Annotated in this window: 17 protein-coding genes; 8 read left to right on the top strand and 9 right to left on the bottom strand. The window is 69.4% G+C overall.

Annotated elements, in window-relative coordinates:
• The 5 genes from phoU to NL115_RS11160 all read left to right on the top strand — a co-directional run bounded on the left by phoU (position 1) and on the right by NL115_RS11160 (position 4,442).
• Positions 1–669: a phosphate signaling complex protein PhoU gene (gene phoU / locus NL115_RS11140; protein ID WP_254829446.1), complete on the top strand. Its 669-nt coding sequence runs from the start codon at positions 1–3 to the stop codon at positions 667–669.
• A 650-nt stretch (positions 670–1,319) separates the two neighbouring features.
• Positions 1,320–1,910 (top strand): 50S ribosomal protein L15e, encoded by a 591-nt coding sequence (locus NL115_RS11145; RefSeq protein ID WP_254829447.1) that lies wholly within the window; start codon positions 1,320–1,322, stop codon positions 1,908–1,910.
• A 150-nt stretch (positions 1,911–2,060) separates the two neighbouring features.
• Complete coding sequence (locus NL115_RS11150; protein ID WP_254829448.1) at positions 2,061–2,468, top strand: ArsR/SmtB family transcription factor; 408 nt, start codon at positions 2,061–2,063, stop codon at positions 2,466–2,468.
• Positions 2,465–2,893 (top strand): arsenate-mycothiol transferase ArsC, encoded by a 429-nt coding sequence (locus tag NL115_RS11155; protein WP_254829449.1) that lies wholly within the window; start codon positions 2,465–2,467, stop codon positions 2,891–2,893. Before NL115_RS11150 ends, NL115_RS11155 begins: the two co-directional genes overlap by 4 nt.
• A 229-nt stretch (positions 2,894–3,122) precedes the next feature.
• Entirely contained in the window at positions 3,123–4,442 is a 1,320-nt protein-coding gene (locus NL115_RS11160; protein ID WP_254829450.1) for a hypothetical protein, read from the top strand.
• A gap of 73 nt (positions 4,443–4,515) precedes the next feature.
• Here the strand turns inward: NL115_RS11160 and NL115_RS11165 are convergent, their stop codons facing one another.
• The 4 genes from NL115_RS11165 to NL115_RS11180 form a co-directional block, all read right to left on the bottom strand.
• On the bottom strand, positions 4,516–4,923 hold the full coding sequence (locus tag NL115_RS11165) for a helix-turn-helix domain-containing protein (RefSeq protein WP_254829451.1): 408 nt from the start codon (positions 4,921–4,923) through the stop codon (positions 4,516–4,518).
• A gap of 179 nt (positions 4,924–5,102) precedes the next feature.
• The gene (gene alaS, locus NL115_RS11170; protein ID WP_254829452.1) at positions 5,103–7,904 is read right to left on the bottom strand and encodes an alanine--tRNA ligase; all 2,802 of its coding nucleotides are present in this window, start codon (positions 7,902–7,904) and stop codon (positions 5,103–5,105) included.
• 243 nt (positions 7,905–8,147) lie between these two features.
• The gene (locus tag NL115_RS11175) at positions 8,148–10,364 is read right to left on the bottom strand and encodes an ATP-dependent DNA helicase (protein ID WP_254829453.1); all 2,217 of its coding nucleotides are present in this window, start codon (positions 10,362–10,364) and stop codon (positions 8,148–8,150) included.
• A 93-nt stretch (positions 10,365–10,457) separates the two neighbouring features.
• Positions 10,458–11,714, bottom strand: a complete 1,257-nt coding sequence (locus NL115_RS11180; protein ID WP_254829454.1) for a hypothetical protein — start codon at positions 11,712–11,714, stop codon at positions 10,458–10,460.
• A gap of 203 nt (positions 11,715–11,917) precedes the next feature.
• Between NL115_RS11180 and NL115_RS11185 the strand changes: the two genes are divergently transcribed.
• The gene (locus NL115_RS11185) at positions 11,918–12,577 is read left to right on the top strand and encodes a hypothetical protein (RefSeq protein ID WP_254829455.1); all 660 of its coding nucleotides are present in this window, start codon (positions 11,918–11,920) and stop codon (positions 12,575–12,577) included.
• Between the two features lie 78 nt (positions 12,578–12,655).
• Here NL115_RS11185 and NL115_RS11190 read toward each other — a convergent pair whose 3' ends face one another.
• Positions 12,656–13,603, bottom strand: coding sequence for a cation diffusion facilitator family transporter (locus tag NL115_RS11190; RefSeq protein WP_254829456.1), 948 nt, complete (start codon positions 13,601–13,603; stop codon positions 12,656–12,658).
• An 84-nt stretch (positions 13,604–13,687) separates the two neighbouring features.
• On the opposite strand from NL115_RS11190, the gene NL115_RS11195 reads away from it, so the two are divergent.
• Positions 13,688–14,221, top strand: coding sequence for a metallophosphoesterase (locus NL115_RS11195; protein ID WP_254829457.1), 534 nt, complete (start codon positions 13,688–13,690; stop codon positions 14,219–14,221).
• A 176-nt stretch (positions 14,222–14,397) separates the two neighbouring features.
• Here the strand turns inward: NL115_RS11195 and NL115_RS11200 are convergent, their stop codons facing one another.
• Positions 14,398–15,411 carry an ArsR/SmtB family transcription factor gene (locus tag NL115_RS11200; RefSeq protein WP_254829458.1) on the bottom strand — a complete coding sequence of 338 codons (1,014 nt, stop codon included), beginning with the start codon at positions 15,409–15,411 and terminating at the stop codon, positions 14,398–14,400.
• A 135-nt stretch (positions 15,412–15,546) separates the two neighbouring features.
• Here NL115_RS11200 and NL115_RS20615 point away from each other — a divergent pair, with 135 nt between their 5' ends.
• Positions 15,547–15,681, top strand: a complete 135-nt coding sequence (locus NL115_RS20615) for a DUF7859 family protein (RefSeq protein WP_286666403.1) — start codon at positions 15,547–15,549, stop codon at positions 15,679–15,681.
• 30 nt (positions 15,682–15,711) lie between these two features.
• Here the strand turns inward: NL115_RS20615 and NL115_RS11205 are convergent, their stop codons facing one another.
• The 3 genes from NL115_RS11205 to sufU form a co-directional block, all read right to left on the bottom strand.
• A complete protein-coding gene (locus NL115_RS11205; RefSeq protein ID WP_254829459.1) occupies positions 15,712–16,623 on the bottom strand; it encodes a ketopantoate reductase family protein in 912 nt (303 codons plus the stop codon).
• A 91-nt stretch (positions 16,624–16,714) separates the two neighbouring features.
• The gene (locus NL115_RS11210; protein WP_254829460.1) at positions 16,715–17,014 is read right to left on the bottom strand and encodes a DUF7130 family rubredoxin-like protein; all 300 of its coding nucleotides are present in this window, start codon (positions 17,012–17,014) and stop codon (positions 16,715–16,717) included.
• An 85-nt stretch (positions 17,015–17,099) separates the two neighbouring features.
• On the bottom strand, positions 17,100–17,516 hold the full coding sequence (gene sufU, locus NL115_RS11215; protein WP_254821031.1) for a Fe-S cluster assembly sulfur transfer protein SufU: 417 nt from the start codon (positions 17,514–17,516) through the stop codon (positions 17,100–17,102).
• Between the last annotated feature and the right edge of the window lie 94 nt (positions 17,517–17,610).

Here is a 17,610-nt window from a genome sequence, read left to right on the forward strand (position 1 = left end):
GTGCCCCGCGAGGAGTTCCAGGCCGAACTCGACGACCTCCGAACGGCTATCGTCGAGCTGGGCCGCACGGTGCTGGCAGGGTTCGAGCGAGCCGCCGCCGCGCTCGTCGAGAACGACGCCGAGGCCGCCCGCGCCGTCGTCAGCGGTGACGCGACGGTCAACCAGCGCTACCTCGACCTGGAGTCGCGATGCATCGACCTCCTGGCGCTCCAGCAGCCCGTCGCCGGCGACCTCCGGTTCGTCGCGTCCTCGTTCAAGATCCTCACCGACATCGAGCGCATCGGCGACCTCGCGGTCAACCTCGCCGAGCGCGCGCTGGCGAAGCGCGAGGACTACCTCCCCGAGGTGAACGTCGACGACCTCACCGGCATCGCCGCGGAGATGCTCGACCGCGCACTGGACGCGTACGCGGCCGGTAACGCCGACGCCTGCCGCGCGGTCGCGGACCAGGACGACGAACTCGACGGCCTCTGCGAGCGCGTCGCCGGCCTCGTCATGGAGGACCTCGTCGGCCGAGAGGTCGGCCACGAGATGGCGGACGACCTGCTGGCCGGCGTCCGCCGCCTGCTGCTCACGGTCCGGGACATCGAACGCGTCGGCGACCACGCCGTCAACATCGCCGCGCGGACGCTGTACATGGTCGAAGGGACCGAGACGTTGTTGTATTAGACCGAGAATTTCTCTCGTATATTCTGCACAGCGAGATTTCTGCTATGATTGAGCACTAAAACGGAAATCTCGAAGAGAATCATCAGGCTGGTTCCGAGAACAGGAAGCGCGCGAGCGCCCACCACCGAGACCGCGACCGGGGGGAGCGTGTCGAGGCAATCGGCGCTCGCGCGGGGAGGTGTGGGGACCCCGCACTCCGCTGGAACCGCCACACGCGAAGCCCGGTGCAACCAGCAACAGGGCGGGACTGAAAGGGGCCGGGCGCTCGGCGGTTCCCCGGCGTTCGGGAGAGCGAAGCTCTCCCGCAGCCCATCAGAAATCTCCGATTTCTGAGGACGACGCAAGGACCGCAGCGAGCGAACGAAGTGAGCGACCGAGGACCGTGGCGAGCCGCGGGACCCCGAGCGGCCGGGGGCTTTCAGCGGCCATTGGTCTCCGTCCGATGGCTGCCCCCGTGCGGCACCGTCCCTCGCGCCAACGTTCCGAAGCCCTTAGAAGCCCGAACCGAGAAGATAGCTCCAACTCGTCGGTCGCGGGCACCGACGGGCACCTGCTACGGCAGGATGGAATGTGGCCAGCGGGGGCGAAGCCCCCGGAGAGGCGGCGCAGCCGCCGATGGGCTGAACCACGCAACGCCCGCGGTGACACACATGACACGAAGCTTCTATTCGCACATCCGGGAGGCCTGGAACTCCCCGAAGGAGGGCAAGCTCGCGGAACTGCAGTGGCAGCGCCAGCAGGAGTGGCGCAACCAGGGCGCCATCGAGCGCATCGAGCGGCCCACCCGACTGGACCGCGCGCGCTCGCTGGGCTACAAGGCAAAGCAGGGTATCGTCGTGGCCCGCGTCGCCGTCCGGAAGGGCGGGGCGCGCAAGCAGCGGTTCAAGGCCGGCCGGCGCTCGAAGCGCCAGGGTGTCAACAAGATCACCCGCCGGAAGTCCATCCAGCGCATCGCCGAGGAGCGCGCTGGCCGGAAGTTCCGGAATCTGCGGGTCCTGAACTCCTACTGGGTCGGCGAGGACGGCTCGAAGAAGTGGCACGAGGTCATCCTCGTGGACCCCGAGCACCCCGCCATCGAGAACGACGACGACCTCAACTGGATCTGCGACAGCAGCCAGCGCGGGCGCGCCTACCGCGGGCGCACCTCCGCGGGCCAGAAGGGTCGTGGCCAGCAGGGTCGCGGCAAGGGGACCGAGCACACGAAGCCGAGCCTCGGTGCGGACCGACGGCGCGGCAAATAACGGTACCGGCGGCTTCCTGCGGTTTTCTCGTCCGACCCAGCGACAGCGACGACCGCACGCTGGCGGCAGTCCCGCCGGGACTCGGACCACCACCGAGACCGTCACCGGTGGTCCCGGAAGTGTTATCTGAAGACTTGCTCAAGCGAAGATATGGGCGACGCCGAACTGGCGGTCAACACCGACCGTCTCCGACGGTTGCTGGGCGACCAGCTGGAGGACTGCTGTGACAGCGATGTCGACGAGCGGGTCGCGGAGCTCCGTGCGCTGGAGCGCGAGACCACCGCGCCCGGCGGCGATCTGACGGCGCTCCAGGCACTCGGCGGCGAGACGCGCTACCGACTCGCCCGGCTGCTCGTGGCCGGCGGGGAGCGCTGTGTCTGTGAACTCGCACCGCTCGTCGACGTCTCCGAATCCGCGGTGAGCCACGCACTCTCCTCGCTGGCCGACGCCGGGCTGGTCGAGCGACGGAAGGCGGGCCGCTGGCGGTACTACCGCGCGACCGACCGCGCGACCGCGCTGCTGGATGCGCTCGACGCGACCCGGGAGGTGCCGGCATGAGCCGCCGGACGCTGGGGTTCGTCTGCGTGCAGAACGCCGGCCGCTCGCAGATGTCGACCGCCTTCGCCGAGCGCGAGCGCGGGCACCGCGGACTGGCTGACGAGGTCGACATCGTCACCGGCGGCACCGACCCCGCCGACGAGGTCCATCCGGAGGTCGTCGAGGTCATGGCCGAACTCGATATCGACCTCGCGGACCGCACCCCGCGCGCCGTGAGCGACGCGGAACTCGACGCCTGTGACGTGGTCGCGACGATGGGCTGCTCGACGCTGTCGCTCTCGGTCGATACCGAGGTCCGGGACTGGGCGCTCGCGGACCCGCACGGTCGGGACGTCGAACGCGTGCGCGAGATCCGCGACGAGATAGAAGGGCTCGTCGTCGACCTGTTCGACGAGGTCGAGGCCGACCTCGCCGCCGAGCAGTAACGACCGCGAGCCGCCATCTCTCCCCACGTCCGTCTCCTGCGAGCCGATTCATTCCCCCCATCGCTCGACCCACGGGATAATACCCCACCTCACAAATGTGGGGGACCACCTACCGTGGTGGCTCCGTAGAAACGAGTATGAACTCGCCGAAGGTTCGTCTTGAATCGTCACACAGCGTCTCCAGTCGGGGGCAGGTACCACGAAACGGCAGCTATCGGAGAGTTGGCCGATGACGGAGACGGTTCCGTTCACGCCGCTGGACGAGGCGGTCCTCCACCTCGAGGAGGAGCTCGAGCCGTGGAACGTTCAGATAGAGGTCGGGTCGGCGACCAGCCTGGACGCCGAGCGACTGTACGACGCGGTCGAGGCGGCCGCGGCGGCGCACCCACTCGCCCGGGCGCGCCTGCGCGACTACGGCGCCCTCGACGACGAGTACGTCTGGGAGATTCCCGACGAGCCCGACACGGTGCCGCTGAAGCGGACCGAGGCGGCCGACACCGAGGCGCTGGCGGCCCTCCGGACGCAGTTCTACAGTCCCCGCGTCGAACTGCGCGAGTCGCCGCCGTTCCGGGTGGCGCTGGCCCGCGGCGGCGGCATCGACGGCGGTGACCGGCTCATGGTCTGTGGCAGCCACGTCGCGATGGACGGCGTCGGGACGCTCCGGCTCGCACGCTCGGTCTGTCAGGCCTACCGCGGCGACCCGGTCGACGAGGACCCCGTGGGGCTGGCGGAGTCGCGCGCCGTGCTGGCGGAGAGCGGCCCGAGTTCGCTCGCCGAGGCCGGCACCCGGCTCGCGGAGGGGCTGGGTCGGCTCCCGGACGCGCTGGACGAGCCGACTCGCGTGGCCGTCGACGGCGGCACCGACGAGTCCGGGTGGGGGTTCGTCCACCGGGAACTGGACGACGACCTCGTCGCGACCGTCGTGGGGAACCGGCCGGACAGGGTGTCGGTCAACGACTGCTTCCTCGCGGCGCTCCACCTCGCCATCGACGGCTGGAACGCCGACCACGGCGAGGAGCGCGACCGAATCAGCCTGATGATGCCGGTCAACGCCCGGCAGCCGGAGTGGTTCTACGAGACGGTCGGGATGTACGCCCCGTTCGTCAGCATCGATACGAAGCCCCGCCACCGGACGAGTCCGGGCGCGGCCGTCGAGCGCGTTGTCGGGCAGACCAGCCGGCACAAGCGTCACGACGGCGCCGGCTGGGTCACGGACGCACTGGGCCCGCTCTCGTCGAGCCTCCCGGTCGGCATCAAGCGCCTCGTGCCGGGGCTGCTCGGCGCGACGCAGTACCGTTTCGTCGACAGCGCCGTCGTCTCGAACCTGGGTCGGGCCCCCGAACTCCCCGCGCTCGGCGGCGATGACGACGCGACGGACCTCTGGTTCTCGCCCCCATCGATGATGCCGCTCGGTGTCGGCTTCGGCGTCGCGACCCTGGATGGCCACGTGCGGCTGGTCACCCGGTACAGTCAGCAGCAGTTCGACCGCGATGCCGCACAGCGGTTCACGGACCGCTACCTCGACCGCCTCGGTGCGACGGTCCCGTGACGCGTTCGGGAAGCGTTTCGAGAGCGGGCGGGAGCGCCGGCGCTACCTCCGCGCGGTCGGGCTCGGCGACCAGTTACCGCCCGACATCTCCGGTTTCGGGGCCGAACTCGTCGATGCGTTCGTGGACGTAGGCGGTCCACTCGTCGAGCGTCTCGTGCATCAGTTCGCGGGCTTCCGAAAGCGGTGTGGCGGTGTACTGGTAGACGTGCCCGCCCGAGTCGAGCAGGCGGCGTTCGCGGGTGGCGAGGTTCTTCTCACGGAGCGTCGTGAGCGAGCGGTTCACGTTCGAGCGGTCACGGTCCAGCGTGTCCGCCAGCTCGGCGACCGTGCTGCCGGGGGTCTCGAGCAGTACGAGGTAGGTTCGTGCCTCGTGGTGCTGGACACCGAAGACGCAGGCCATCACGTCCGTGACTCCCGGCTCGTCGTCGATCATCAGCTCCCGGAACCGACTCGGGTCGGGGTCAGACGCGGAGGAATCCATCTGTGCCCGATTCTACCGTCGAGACCGGAATAAATCCCGCCGTTACCTCGAGTTCACCTGGAATCGTCCGCGCTCCCCGCCCAGGTCCGGTGTCCCCACCCTCCGAGAAGCGGGGGAACGGACGCCGCCGCCCAGTGCCGCCACGGGCGCCGGCGCTCGTGGGCCGATGGACTGTCCCGTCAGGCCTCCAGCTTCTGCTTGAGGATGTCGGGCGCCGCGGCCAGCGCGTCGTCCAGCGCGTCGGCGTCGGGGCCACCACCCTGCGCGAAGTCCGGCGGACCGCCACCGCCGCCGCCGACCCGCCCCGCGAGGTCGGCGACGACCTCGCCGGCGTTGATACCGACGGCGTCCGGGACGGCGACGACGAACGTGGCGCCGTCGACGCCCGACCCGATGACCGCGACCTTCCCTTCCTCGGCCAGCGCGTTCGCGGTCGCGCGGAGTTCGTCCATGTCGGCGTCGAGCCGCTGGACCACGGCCGTCGTCCCGCCGAGGTCGACCTCCTCGCCGGACTCACCGCCCTGGGCACGGGCCTCGGCGAGCTGCTCTTTCAGCTCGTCGATGCGCTTGCCCCTCTCTTTCCACTCGTCGAAGAACCGCTCGGCCGTGTCGGGGACCTCCTGGGGGTCCACGTCGAGCGTCTCGGCCGCATCGTACAGGGCGTCCTCGGTGCGCTGGGTGGCCTCGATGGCGGCGTCGCCGGCCGCGAAGACGAGCCGTTCGACGCCGTCCTGGACCCGCTCCGTACCTAGCACTTTGATGGTCCCGATCTCCCCGGTCCGCTCGACGTGGGTACCCGCACAGGCCTGTACGTCCTCGCCGACGGTGATGACACGGACCTCCGTGCCGGCGGGGATACCCCCCTGGAACAGGTCGAAGCCGTACTTCGCCTGCGCGTCGTTCCGGTCGAGCCACTCCTGTCTCACGGAGAGGTTCTCCCGGATGATGTCGTTCGCGACCCGCTCGATGGCCTTGACCTGCTCGCGGTCGATGCGGTCGTAGTGGGTCACGTCCAGCCGCGAGGAGTCGGTCCCCTTCTGTGCCCCGGCCTGCCGGATGTGGTCGCCGAGCACCTCGCGGGCGGCGTGCCCGATGACGTGCGTCGCAGTGTGGTGGGCCATCAGCCGGCGGCGGCGGGTGCCGTCGACCTGCCCGCGGACGAACTCACCCTTGCCGGGGTCGGCGTCGGTCCGGTGGAGGACCACGCCGTCGACCTCCTGTACGTCGCGCACCTCGGCGGTGACGTCCTCGGTCGAGAGGGTGCCGGTGTCGGCCGGCTGGCCACCGCCCTCCGGGTAGAACATCGTCTGGTCCAGCGCCACGTCGTACAGCGTCTCGTCCTCGCCGCCCGCGTCGGGACGTTCGATGACGTCCAGGACGACAGCCTCGAACTCCGTGCGGTCCTGGTCCTCGTAGAACAGCTTGTCCGTCTCCGGGAGGTCGGCGACCTGCTCGTCGATGCCCTCCGAGTCGTCGTCGAAGGCCGTCCCGCCGCCGTGGCGCGAGGCCACCAGCGAGTAGAAATCGTCGGGGACCTCGACCGCGGCGCCGCGCTGGACCGCGATCTCCTCGACCATGTCCGGCTGGATGCCGTGGCTGTCGTACAGCTCGATGACCTCTTCCAGCGGGATGGGCTCGTCACGCTCGGCGTAGTCGTCGGCCAGCTGCTCGACGCGGCGGCCGCCCCGCTCCAGCGTCTCGCGGTACTTCTCGACCTCCGTCCGGACGATATCCCGGACGGTGTCGCGGTTCTGGTAGCCCAGGCGCTCGGCCTGCATGTCGACGAGCTCGTCCAGCGGGGCGTCGACGCCGACGCTGTCGACGAGTCGCTTCGTCCGCCGGAGCACCATCCGCGCCAGGTAGCCCGTCCCCGCGTTGGAGGGGACGATGCCGTCGCCCAGCATGTACGCCAGCGTCCGGCAGTGGTCGGCGATAGCGTAGATCTCCTCCAGCGGCTCCATCAATGCCTCCAGCCGCTCGACGTCCACGTCGAGTCGCTCGGCGATCTCCCGGCGGGCCGTCGCCATGTCCTCGGCCTCGTCGATGTCCATCCGGCCGGCCAGCTTGGCGGCCCGGTGGACGAGGTCCTCCTGGGCCTCGGTGTGCTCGATGCCGGCGTTTGCCTTGAGGAAGTCGATGGTCTCGGGGTAGACGGCCTCGTAGACGGTGGGCGTGCCCTGGCTCATCCAGGTCCAGCGCTCCAGCCCGTAGCCCGTGTCCACGATGTACGTGTCCATCGGGCTGTAGCGGTTGCCGTCCTTCAGCTCGTACTCCCCGTCGGGGTCCTGCTCCATCGACATGAAGACGAGCGTCGCCAGCTCGGCTCCCTTGTAGATGACCTCGATAGCGGGGCCGGCGTTGCCGCCGCCGACCCACGGGTCCTCGATGTAGGTTATCTCCTCGAGGTCCGCACCCAGCTCCTCGAACAGCCCCTCGCAGAGTTCGACGGTCCGGTCCTTCCAGTAGACCTCGCCCTCGTACGCGTACTGCTCGGGGTCCTCGATGTCCTCGCGGGCGTTGAACGCGTGGTGGGCCATCATCTCGAACGCCATCGTGTGCCGGCCCGTCTTGCCGACGTTGTCGATGTCCTGCATCCGGATGCAGGGCTGGGAGATACACAGCGGGTTGGCCGGTGGCGGGGTCTTGCCACTCGTGACGAGCGGCTGGAAGTCGTAGATGGAGGCCTGTGTCAGCAACACGTCGTCACGCCAGCGGTTCGCCGCGACCGGGTACGGCTCGATGCGCTCGTGGTCGTGGTCCTCGAAGTACGAGAGGAACGCCTCCCGCATCTCCGAGAGGGAGCGTTCCTCCTCGAACCCCGGGTCGTCGATGAAGCCGTACTCCTCGCAGGGGGGCTCACCGCACAGCTCGCGGCCCTCGTCTCGCGTCCAGAAGTGGTCGCCGCACTCCGGACACTCCCGCCGGACGAACCCCTCCTCCCGGAAGTACTCCAGTTGATACTCCTCCGTGAGGTCACTCATTACAGGTACGTGGCCCGGGTTCGGCCAAAAGGGTTCCGAAGGGGTGGGTTGGCTTCGAGACGGGCTGAACGTTCGGTTCCTCCCGGAACCTCCGTTCGGCGGCTGCTGGATCCGTGGATGTCACTCTCACGGCACACCTTCCGGAATATCGGCCCCCACGGCAACAACGACGGATATCCTGGGAACGTTCCCCCATACTCCGCGACGCGCTGGAGCCGAACCGGGTACGTTACCGAAACTCGGTCATGGGCGCGGGGGAGCTCCGTCGTAGGCGTCCAGCTCCTGGTAGAAGTTCAGCATCGCGAACTTGAGTTTCTCCGGCGACACGTCCACGAGTTCCTCGCGCTCCTCCTCGGGGAACGTGTCGTGCACCGAGTACCGGCCGAGGTCGTCGGCCCGCGAGCCCGCGTAGCGCTCGTCGACCAGGGCCCGCACCCCGAAGTCCTCCGGCGAGCGGACGACGCGCCCGAGCGCCTGCCGCGTCTTCCGCACCGTCGGAATCTCGACGGCGTAGCGCCAGCCCTGGTCCTCGCTGCCGAACGCGCCCGCGAACGCCTCCTCGACGGCCTCCATCCGGTCGTCGAGGTGCGGATACGGCACCCCGACCACGAGGACGGTTCGGGCGTCGTCGCCGTCGTAGCTCACGCCCTCGGCGAGCGTGCCCCACAGGGAGGTGAACAGCACCCCGTTGTCGCCCGCCGTGAACCGCTCGCGGAGGTCCTCGGCGCGCTCGCCGGGCCGGTCGAGGTACGGCGTCGAATCGGTCCCGACGCGGTCGTAGTAGCGCTCGGCCTCGGCGTACGAGGGACAGAAGACGAGCGTGTTGCCCGGCGTGAAGCGCACGGCGTCCTCGATGGTCCCCGCCACGGTCGACTGCACGCCCGGGTCGTCGCGCTTGCTGGCGAACAGCGCGGGCGAGGTGACCGCGAAGGTGCGCCGGCGCTCGGGCGGGAACTGGAGCCCGTAGGCCATCGTCACGGGGTCCTCGAGGCCTAGCACGTCGCGCTGGACGTCGAACGGCCGGAGCGTCGCGCTCATCAGGACGGAGGCGTGCAGGTCGTCGAACAGCGGCTCCGTGACCTGTCGCGGGATGCAGGTGTACAGCTCCGCGCGGCCGCGGACGCCGGCCTCGGTTCGGCGGACGCTGACGACGGGATACGTGCCCGGCTCCGCGGAGCCGTCCATCCAGTCGTCGATGAACGCGGCCGCGGCGAGCGTCTGGCACTCCTTGCGCGTCGTCGTCTCGCCCTCCTTGTACGCCTCCTGGTAGGACTGGTCGAGCGTCTGGCCCAGGTTCAGGGCGTGTTCGAGGTCCTGCTTGTAGCCCGGCCCCTCGTAGCGCTCGAGGAAGGCCATTGTCAGGTCGTCGCGGCCCGTGTCGGCGTCGATGGTCACGTCCTCCCAGTCCTCGCCGAGGGACTCGCGGGCGCCGAAGCCCATCCCGGCCTCGTAGATGTCGACGAGCGCGTCGTGGAACGCGCGGACGACGCGCTCGGTGGCCTCGGCCCGGAAGTCGTCGGTCTCGTCGAGTTCGTCCAGTGCGCTCGCCAGCGTCACCTCGTTACACGTGCGGGTGGCGTGGTCGCGTGCGGCGTCCTCGATGTTGTGGGCCTCGTCGAACACCGCCACGATGTCCTCCGGGTCCCGGTCCAGCCACCGGAAGAACTGCTCGCGGATGTTCGGGTCGAGCAGGTGGTGGTAGTTGCAGACGACGAGGTCGACCCCCTCCATCCCCTCCTTCAGCAGTTCGTACCCGCACAAGCCGGCCTCGTGGGCGGCGTCGTAGATCTCGTCGGGCGTGCGCACGTCCGCGTACAGCCAGTCGTAGAAGTCGCTCGTGTCCTGGGTCAGGTTCCGGTGGTAGCGGTCACAGACCGTTGCATCGGCCTGCACCTCGTCGAGCTGGTCCTCGGCGGACTGGAGCTCGTCCAGTACGGCCGCACGAGCCTCCGCGATATCGCTGCCGCCGGCCGCCGGCTCGGTCGCTCCCCCTCCGGCCGCGGTCCCACCGTCCTCGTCGTTCGCGGCCTCCCGGAGTTCAGCGGCCTGCTGTTCAAGCGCCGCCACCTCCTCGGCCTGGTCGACGACCTCCCTGGTCGCGTCGCGGAGCGCCTGGCACTCCTTGTAGTCGACGTCGATGTGGCACATCGACCCCTTGCCCCGGAAGACGACGGTCCTGATGGGCTCGCCCGTGTTGATGGCCCGGGCTTCCTCGATGAACTGGCGGGTCTGCTGGTGGACGTTGGTCGTGATGACGACGGTCTTGTTCGCGGCCCGGCCGTACTCCAGCGCCGGTGCGAGCGCCGCGAGCGTCTTGCCCGTCCCGCAGGCCCCCTCGAACAGCACGTCCCGCTCCGTGACCAGGGCCTCGCGGATGGTCTCCATCGCGTCGTGCTGGTGGTCGTACGGCTGGTCGTACGGGAAGAAGCGCAGGTAGCCCGGGCCGTCACTCGTCGCCACACCGGCGGGTTGTTCGCTCTCGGGCAAAAGGGTTCGTGCGGCGGAGTGGAAGTGGTCGTGGCCGGTGGTCGGCCCGGCGCCGCGACGGCGCAGTCAGTCGCGGCGGATGACCAGCAGCGCCACGGCCAGCAGCCCGCCTACCGCGGCCAGCGGACCGAATCCGGGACCAGACCCGGCCGTGGGCGTCACCGGTCCCGCGTCCTGTTGCTGCTGGTTCTGTTGCTGATTCCGTTGTTGCTGGTTCTGCTGCTGTTGCTGCTGTGGTTCGGGCGTGGCGGTCGGTGTCGCCGGGTCGCTGCTGGCGGGGGAGGGTGTCGGCGTGGCGGTCGGCGTCGACTGGCCGCTCGGCTCCGGGGTCGGCGTGGCGGTCGGTGTCGCCGGGTCACTGCTGGCGGGTGAGGGCGTCGGCGTCGACTGGCCGCTCCGCTCTGGCGTCGCTGTCGCGGTCGGCGTCGAGCCGCTGGGCGGTGGGGTCGCGGTCGGCGTCGAGCCGCCGCCACCACCCCCACCACCGCCGCTGGACGGGTCCTCTCCCCGTTTGTAGTACGTGCCGTCCTCGGTCCGGCAGGTCCACTCCTTGTCGGTGATGCCGGTCGTCCCGCTCGGCATGACGCCCGCCGCGGGACAGGTCTGTGGCGGCGGACCCAGTTTCTCGATGGCGGCCTGGCGGCTGTCACAGCCCTCGCAGATGTAGACGTAGTCCGTGACAGCGACGGCGAAATCCGTCTGTGTGTCCATCATGGTCGAGCCATTGCTCCGTGCGTACGCCCGGTACCAGCCCGGCTCGGACGGGTTCTTCTGGCAGCCGTTCAGCCCGGCGATGACCTGGTCCTCGACGTTGATCTTGATGGGGCCACCGGCTAGCTTCTCCTCCTTGTAGTAGCCGGTGTAGATGCCGTCCGAACGGAACTTCAGCACCTTGGCTGCCGACAGGAGCGAGACGTCGGTCTCGGTTCCCCCGTTGTCGTTCCCCCGGTCGACACCGTAGGCGGCGGCGTTGCTCGCGGTACAGCTACTCCAGCTGAAATCGGGCTGGTAGAGGATGTTCCAGTGGAGCCGGATGTCCTCCTGGAATCCCGAGGCGTAGAGGGCGAAGCCGGACGACGCGCCCGGATTGTGGTTCTTCACGCCGAACGTGAAATTCCCCACGTACTGCATCTCCTCGTCGTCCTGCCGGCCGGCGACGAACTTCCCGCCGCCGCCCTTCGCGAGCGCGGTGCCGTTGTCCAGCCGCTCGTCCTGTACCTGCAGCCGTTGCTCCGCCGTGGCGCCCGTCCCGCCGGCGGTCACCACCGGTGCGACTAGGACCACGGAGACCATGATAGCGAGTGCCACGTTGGTGTGTTGCACGTCGCCTCCCTCTGGTGGTTCCGGCGAAACCTTTCTGCCGGGGAAAGCCGGGGATTTTTACTGAATGATTAGTCTGCCCGTTGCCCCGGACACCGTACCACGAACGCCGCCGTGGTGACCGTCTCCGGCGCCCGCAAGCGCCCCGTGATACCACGCCGCGACCCACCGCAAGACCGTTGCCGCGGGGGTCGCAAGTGGGGGGCATGACAGGGGACGACGACGAAGCCGAGGTGGAGCCGCCGCGGACGTTCGTGGAACCGTTCCTGGAGCGTGAGCGCGCCGCACGGGACGTGCTCGACGAACTGGAGGCGGACCTCCTCGTGGGGGAGACAGAGAGCGTCCGCGAGCGTCTTCGGGAGATGGCCCACACGGACCACGACACCTTTCTCACGCTGTGTCTCTGCTGTAACGGCAACGACCAGTTCTTCGCGGACGTGGCCGAGCAGTTCGACGAGGAGACCGCCGACCGACTGGGTCGGCTGGGCGAGTCCCACGACCAGCTCGCCGACGCGTTCCGCATCGTCCGAGAGGAGGTGGACATGGGTCGGGAGAACCCCGTGACGGGCGTGAACTTCTCGGGTGCGTACCGCGAGCGCGAGCAGGTGCCGCTCATCCGCTACCAGCTCTACTCCGGTAGCGTCGAACTGCTGGAGTCACGGGAGTCGCCCGACGAACTCCTCCAGGTCGCGTCCTTCCTCGTCGGTGCGACCTCGGAGACCCTGGAGAACGCCGTCGAACACGGCGACACCGTCAACACCGAGGAGCTGAGCGACCTGCTCGACCGCCGGGACGACCTCGAGACGCGGCTGGGCGAACTGGAGGACACGCTCGACGACCTGCGGACCCAGCCGATAGAGGACTGAACCGGGATGTTACGCCTGATGTCGGACCTGCCGGCAAAACCAGCTTTCCGCCAGTGAACCGATAGGTTCGACGAGAATCTACACCTCGGGTTCGACGTAGACCTTCCGGATGCCGGAGTGATGCTCCATGAGGGTGTCCTCGATAGCGGTGATGCGGTCGTCGATCTCCTCGGTTCCGAGCGTCTCGCCGAACTCGACATCGGCCATCACGACGACCTTCTCGGGCCCGAAGTAGACGGTCCGGAAATCGACAACACGGTCGACACCGTCCCAGCTGGCGACGATTCCACGGAGTTCGGCCTCGTCTTCACGGGGTATCGACTCGCCGAGCAGGAGCCGCTTGTTCTCCCAGGCCAGCGCCACTGCAAAGCCCATCAGCATCACTCCGATGAGGGTCGCCGCGATGGCGTCGTAGATCGGGTTCTGGGTGATACGAGAGAGGTAGACGCCGAACAGCGCGATACCGGCGCCGGCCATCGCGATGAAGTCCTCGGTGAGCGCCGTCAGCACGGTCACATCGGAGGTCTTCTTGAACGCCTCCCGGAGGCCACTCCAGTCGTTCTCCTCGATCTGTCGGCTCATGTTGGCGTACGCCTTCTTGAACGCCCACGCCTCGAAGACGATGGCGCCGATGAGGACGGCGTAGTTGACGAAGATGGCGTCGAAGGTGATGTTCACGACCGGCAGCGTCGCGTTCCCCGTGGCGGGCGGGTGCGGGTGGCGGATGGCGTCGACACCGTGTTTCAGGCTCTCCCAGCCGGCGATACCGAACAGGAAGACGCTGACGAGGAAGGAGTAGAAGAACTGCGCCTTCCCGTAGCCGAACGGGTGCTCCCGGGAGGCGTCCTTCCCGCTGTAGCGGATGCCGATGAGGAGGAACACCTGGTTCCCGGTGTCGGAGATGGAGTGGTAGGTCTCCGAGAGCATCGCGGCGCTTCCGGTCAGGAGGAACCCGACGAACTTCAGAATCGCGATGAGCCCGTTAGCGACGAGCGCGGCGAGGACGACGGATTTGCTGCTTGCCATCGGTTGTGCGAGGCCTCACGCGACGGTGCAAAAGACCTTGTCGTCCGACCGGGGCTTTAGTCATCCCCCGTCGAACGCCCGCCCATGCTAACCGTCATCTCCGACACGCACGGCACCGACGACCCGCGCCTCGACGGCCGGACCGCGACCGCGGTCGCCGACGCCGAGGCTGTCGTCCACGCCGGGGACTTCACCACCGAGCGGGTCCTCGACGCCGTCCACGACGCCGCCGGCACCCTCCATGCGGTGTACGGCAACCGTGACACTCCCGGCGTGACCGACCGCCTGCCGGCGCGACGTGTCCTCGACTACGGCGGCGTGCGGTTCGTCGTCGTTCACGGGCACGAACACAGCGAGCAGGCGCTCTCGCTGGCGGCCCGTGAGGCCGGCGCGGACTGTGTCGTCGTGGGCCACTCCCATCGGCCGACGCTGCGGGCGCTCGGGGAGGTGACGCTGCTCAACCCGGGGAGTCACGCCGACCCCCGGCGGTACCAGCCGGCCCACGCCGAACTCGAGGCCGACGGGGACGGGCTGGCCGGGCGGCTCGTCCAGCCGGACGGGACGCTGCTGGAGGCGTTCAGAATCGACCGGAGCGCGGGGCCAGCGGGGACCGAGTGACGGCCCCGCGACCGGGCGATGCACCGAACCGGGGGACGGTAGGGGAGAGGGCCGAAGGGGGGACCGGCCTGGAGGGCCGAAGCGTTCGGCGCACCATCCGCTACAGTGGGATATAGAAAATAGTCGCCGGAAGCTCAAAGAGACGCTTTACCAACGAGAGGGGCGCTCGCGGCGATTCAGCGGTAGGTGAGTGCGACCGCGACGCCCAGCACGATGGCGCCGCCGAGGAAGAACGCCACGCCCGGGGGGAGCCCCATGGCCGGGTCGCCAGCCCCAGCAGCCGCCTCGGTCGTCATCCGGACCGTCTCCGTCACCGTCTCGTTGACCGGGGTCGGCGTCGGGGTCGCACCCGTCGCGGCACCGTCGGCCGCCGCCTGTGTGGCGGTCGATGTCGCTTCGGGGGCCTGAGTCGCGGTATCCATCGCGGTCGGCTCGGCGGTAGGCTGTGGCGTCCCGGCCGGCGTGGCCGTCACCGACGGGTCCGCGGTCGCGGTGGCGCTGCCACCATCGCCTCCGGCGCCGCCGCCGGCAGCCGCCGTCTCGGTGGCGGTAGCGCTCTCGTCTCCCGTGTTGAAGATACCCACGTCGCCACCGCCGCTGGTCGTCTCCGGAGGCGGTGTCCGAGAGGGTGTCTGCCCGGGCGTCTGCGTGGGCGTTCCCGCTCCGGTCGCGTTGCCCGACAGGTCACTGCCGCCCGCGCCACCACCGTCCGCACCGCTCGAGCCGGTGCCGAACAGCGATGGCGCGAGGCGGCCGACGCCGCGGCCGAACACCTCCTGTACCGCGACCGCACCGAACAGGAGCGCGAAGAGGCCCCCCACCAGTCGCCGGAGCGCCGCACGGATACCCGAGGCCTGGTCCTCGCGACCGGCGAAGATGACCAGCGGCTTGTCCGCCGGCGCGTAGACGTCCATCTCGCGGCCCTTCTCGGAGTAGGCGGTGCCGACGACCTCGATGGCGCCGGCGTCGGAGAGCCGTTCGAGATGGTACTGGGCGTTCTGGAGGGTCGTATCGACCTCGTCGGCGAGTTTCGACGGCGGCAGGGGCTCCTCGTGGAGCGACGACAACATCTCGCGCGCGGTGTCGGAGGAGAGCGCACGCATCAGCGCGTCCGCCTCGTCGCTGTCGAGGCCGACCACCCGTGGGTTCTCCTCGACGGACACCTCCGGGCTGGAGGGCAGGAGGCTCATCACCCGTTCAAACCGGGTGGTCGCGCATGAATCTTGTGTGCGCACGGTCCACTGTGACGGCGCACAGGGCTCCGGACCGGGAGACTGGCCGCAGGTGTCGAAACGCCTTTGCGCGCGCCGGCACCACCGGCGCGTATGGTACAGGTGGACCCGGTACTGGTCGCCATCGTCCTGGTGCTGCTGTTCATCGTGTTCGCCCTCTTCCTCCTGTTCCGGCGCACGATGAAGGGGTTCACCGACGGCCTCCGCGAGGGACAGCGCCGCGACTAGCCCGCCGGCGGTCGGCGCCACCGACCCGCTTCAGCGCAGGTCCCGGTCCCGCTCCCAGGCGCACAGCAGGTCGGCCAGCGTCCGGAGCGTCGGCACCGCCACACCGTGTGCGTCGGCGCGGTCGAGCGCCGTCCCGAGGATGGCATCGACCTCCGTCCGCCGCCCGGCGAGCACGTCCTGTTGCATCGAGGAGGTGTTCGCAGCGGTCGCGGCCGCGACCCGTTCGACGGCCGCCGTCGCCGCCCCGTCCCCGAGGTCGACCCCCTCGGCCCGGGCGACGCGAGCCACCTCGCGCGCCGCACGCCGGGCCACGTCGTTGCCCGGGCCGTCCAGCAGGGCCCCGTTCTCGACCCGGGCGAGCGCGGTCGGGGCGTTGATGCCGGCGTTGACGGCCAGTTTCTCCCACAGCCGCCGGGGCATATCCGCCGCAACCGTCGTCTCGATTCCGGCTTCGGTGAAGCCGTCCCCCACGCGGTCGGCGGCGGTCGAGGGGCCGCCGTCGCGTGCGCCCAGCACCACCTCGCCGACGCCCGTACACCGGACGGTCCCCGGCTCGGGTGACATCGCGCCGTAGGTGCAGGTACCCGCGAGCACCTCACAGTCGTCGGCCAGCGCGTCGGCCAGCACCGCCTCGTTGCCCAGGCCGTTCGAGAGCGACAGTGCCGCATCGAGGTCCGTCCCCGCGGCTGCGAGGTCCCGTGCCGCCGCTGCGGTGTCGAACGCCTTCGTCGTCACGAGCGCGCAGTCGAACCGCCCGCCGGGCACGTCCGCGCGGGCGTCCGGGTGCACGTATGTCTCGATGGCCCCCTCGACGGTGAGCCCGGAGTCGCGGACGGCGTCGACGTGTGGCTCGCGGCCGACGAGGGTCACGTCGTGCGCGCGAGCCAGCAATCCCCCGAGCAGGCTGCCCAGCGAGCCCGCGCCGACGACGAGGAACTCCATACCCGCGGGTCCGGGCGAGCGAGTAAAGGCGTGTCGTCAGCGACGTGGGCGGAGGAACGGGGTGGCGGTGACAGCCGACACGACGGCCGAGTTAGTCCTGTGCCCAGTAGTAGAGCTCCTCCTCGGCCGCGCCACAGGAGGGACACTGGCTGGGCATCTCGTCGAGGTTGCCGATCTCGCCGCACTCCCAGCACCGCCAGTGGAGCTCCTTGTGCCCGGACCGCGCGTCGGCCTCGTGGTCGACGGACATCGCCGTCACCCCTTCCGACGTGGCCACGTAGAACCCGTGCTCGTCGAGGCCGCGTACCCGACCGAGTTCGTTCCCGTCCTCGTCGTACACGGTCTCGCCGAACGGTACTTGCCGCTCGGTGTCTGCCTGTTCGCTGGACATGATGCACGGTACCATACGGCGTGCTGCGGCAAAAAGCTATCCGCGCCCACGGCGCGACGGCCGAGGCAGACGCCGCCCGCGGCGCTCACTCCTCGGTGGTCGTCTGGTCGAGGTCCTTCTCGCCGAGGTGGATGGCCGCACCGTCCTGGGCCACCTTCTCCGCGAGCACCGCGCACTTGACCCGCATGGGGTTCACGTCGATGCCCAGCAGTTCGAAGATGTCGTCGCGGTCCATCTCGCGGATCTCGTCGAGCGTCTTCCCGTGGAGGTCCTGCGAGAGCATGCTGGCCGAGGCCTGCGAGATGGCACAGCCGTCCCCGACGAAGGAGACCCGCTCGACCGTCTCCCCGTCGTCGTCGAGCTTCACGTACATCTTGATCGTATCGCCGCACATCGGGTTCTCCCCGACGTGTTCGAAGTCCGCGTCCTCGAGCTCCCCGTAGTTGCGCGGGTTCTTGTAGTGGTCGAGGATTTGCTGGCGATACATGTCACGGCCGCTCATTGTCGTCCGTGGGTAGTGGACTGCGGCGCAAAAGGCTTCGCTTCCGGACACCGCTGCCCACGACACACGGGGTCGCAAGGCACATACGCCCCGC

It is taken from the genome of Haloglomus salinum (assembly GCF_024298825.1).
In the GTDB taxonomy this organism is placed as follows: Archaea; Halobacteriota; Halobacteria; order Halobacteriales; family Haloarculaceae; genus Haloglomus; species Haloglomus salinum.

Coding starts and splice junctions, on each gene's coding strand:
- NL115_RS11160 (WP_254829450.1), top strand. CDS start 3,123: ATGACGGAGACGGTTCCGTTCACGCCGCTGGACGAGGCGGTCCTCCAC.
- NL115_RS20615 (WP_286666403.1), top strand. CDS start 15,547: ATGGTACAGGTGGACCCGGTACTGGTCGCCATCGTCCTGGTGCTGCTG.
- sufU (WP_254821031.1), bottom strand. CDS start 17,516: ATGAGCGGCCGTGACATGTATCGCCAGCAAATCCTCGACCACTACAAG.
- NL115_RS11165 (WP_254829451.1), bottom strand. CDS start 4,923: ATGGATTCCTCCGCGTCTGACCCCGACCCGAGTCGGTTCCGGGAGCTG.
- NL115_RS11145 (WP_254829447.1), top strand. CDS start 1,320: ATGACACGAAGCTTCTATTCGCACATCCGGGAGGCCTGGAACTCCCCG.
- NL115_RS11185 (WP_254829455.1), top strand. CDS start 11,918: ATGACAGGGGACGACGACGAAGCCGAGGTGGAGCCGCCGCGGACGTTC.
- NL115_RS11155 (WP_254829449.1), top strand. CDS start 2,465: ATGAGCCGCCGGACGCTGGGGTTCGTCTGCGTGCAGAACGCCGGCCGC.
- NL115_RS11210 (WP_254829460.1), bottom strand. CDS start 17,014: ATGTCCAGCGAACAGGCAGACACCGAGCGGCAAGTACCGTTCGGCGAG.
- NL115_RS11205 (WP_254829459.1), bottom strand. CDS start 16,623: ATGGAGTTCCTCGTCGTCGGCGCGGGCTCGCTGGGCAGCCTGCTCGGG.
- NL115_RS11150 (WP_254829448.1), top strand. CDS start 2,061: ATGGGCGACGCCGAACTGGCGGTCAACACCGACCGTCTCCGACGGTTG.
- NL115_RS11200 (WP_254829458.1), bottom strand. CDS start 15,411: ATGAGCCTCCTGCCCTCCAGCCCGGAGGTGTCCGTCGAGGAGAACCCA.
- NL115_RS11195 (WP_254829457.1), top strand. CDS start 13,688: ATGCTAACCGTCATCTCCGACACGCACGGCACCGACGACCCGCGCCTC.
- alaS (WP_254829452.1), bottom strand. CDS start 7,904: ATGAGTGACCTCACGGAGGAGTATCAACTGGAGTACTTCCGGGAGGAG.
- NL115_RS11190 (WP_254829456.1), bottom strand. CDS start 13,603: ATGGCAAGCAGCAAATCCGTCGTCCTCGCCGCGCTCGTCGCTAACGGG.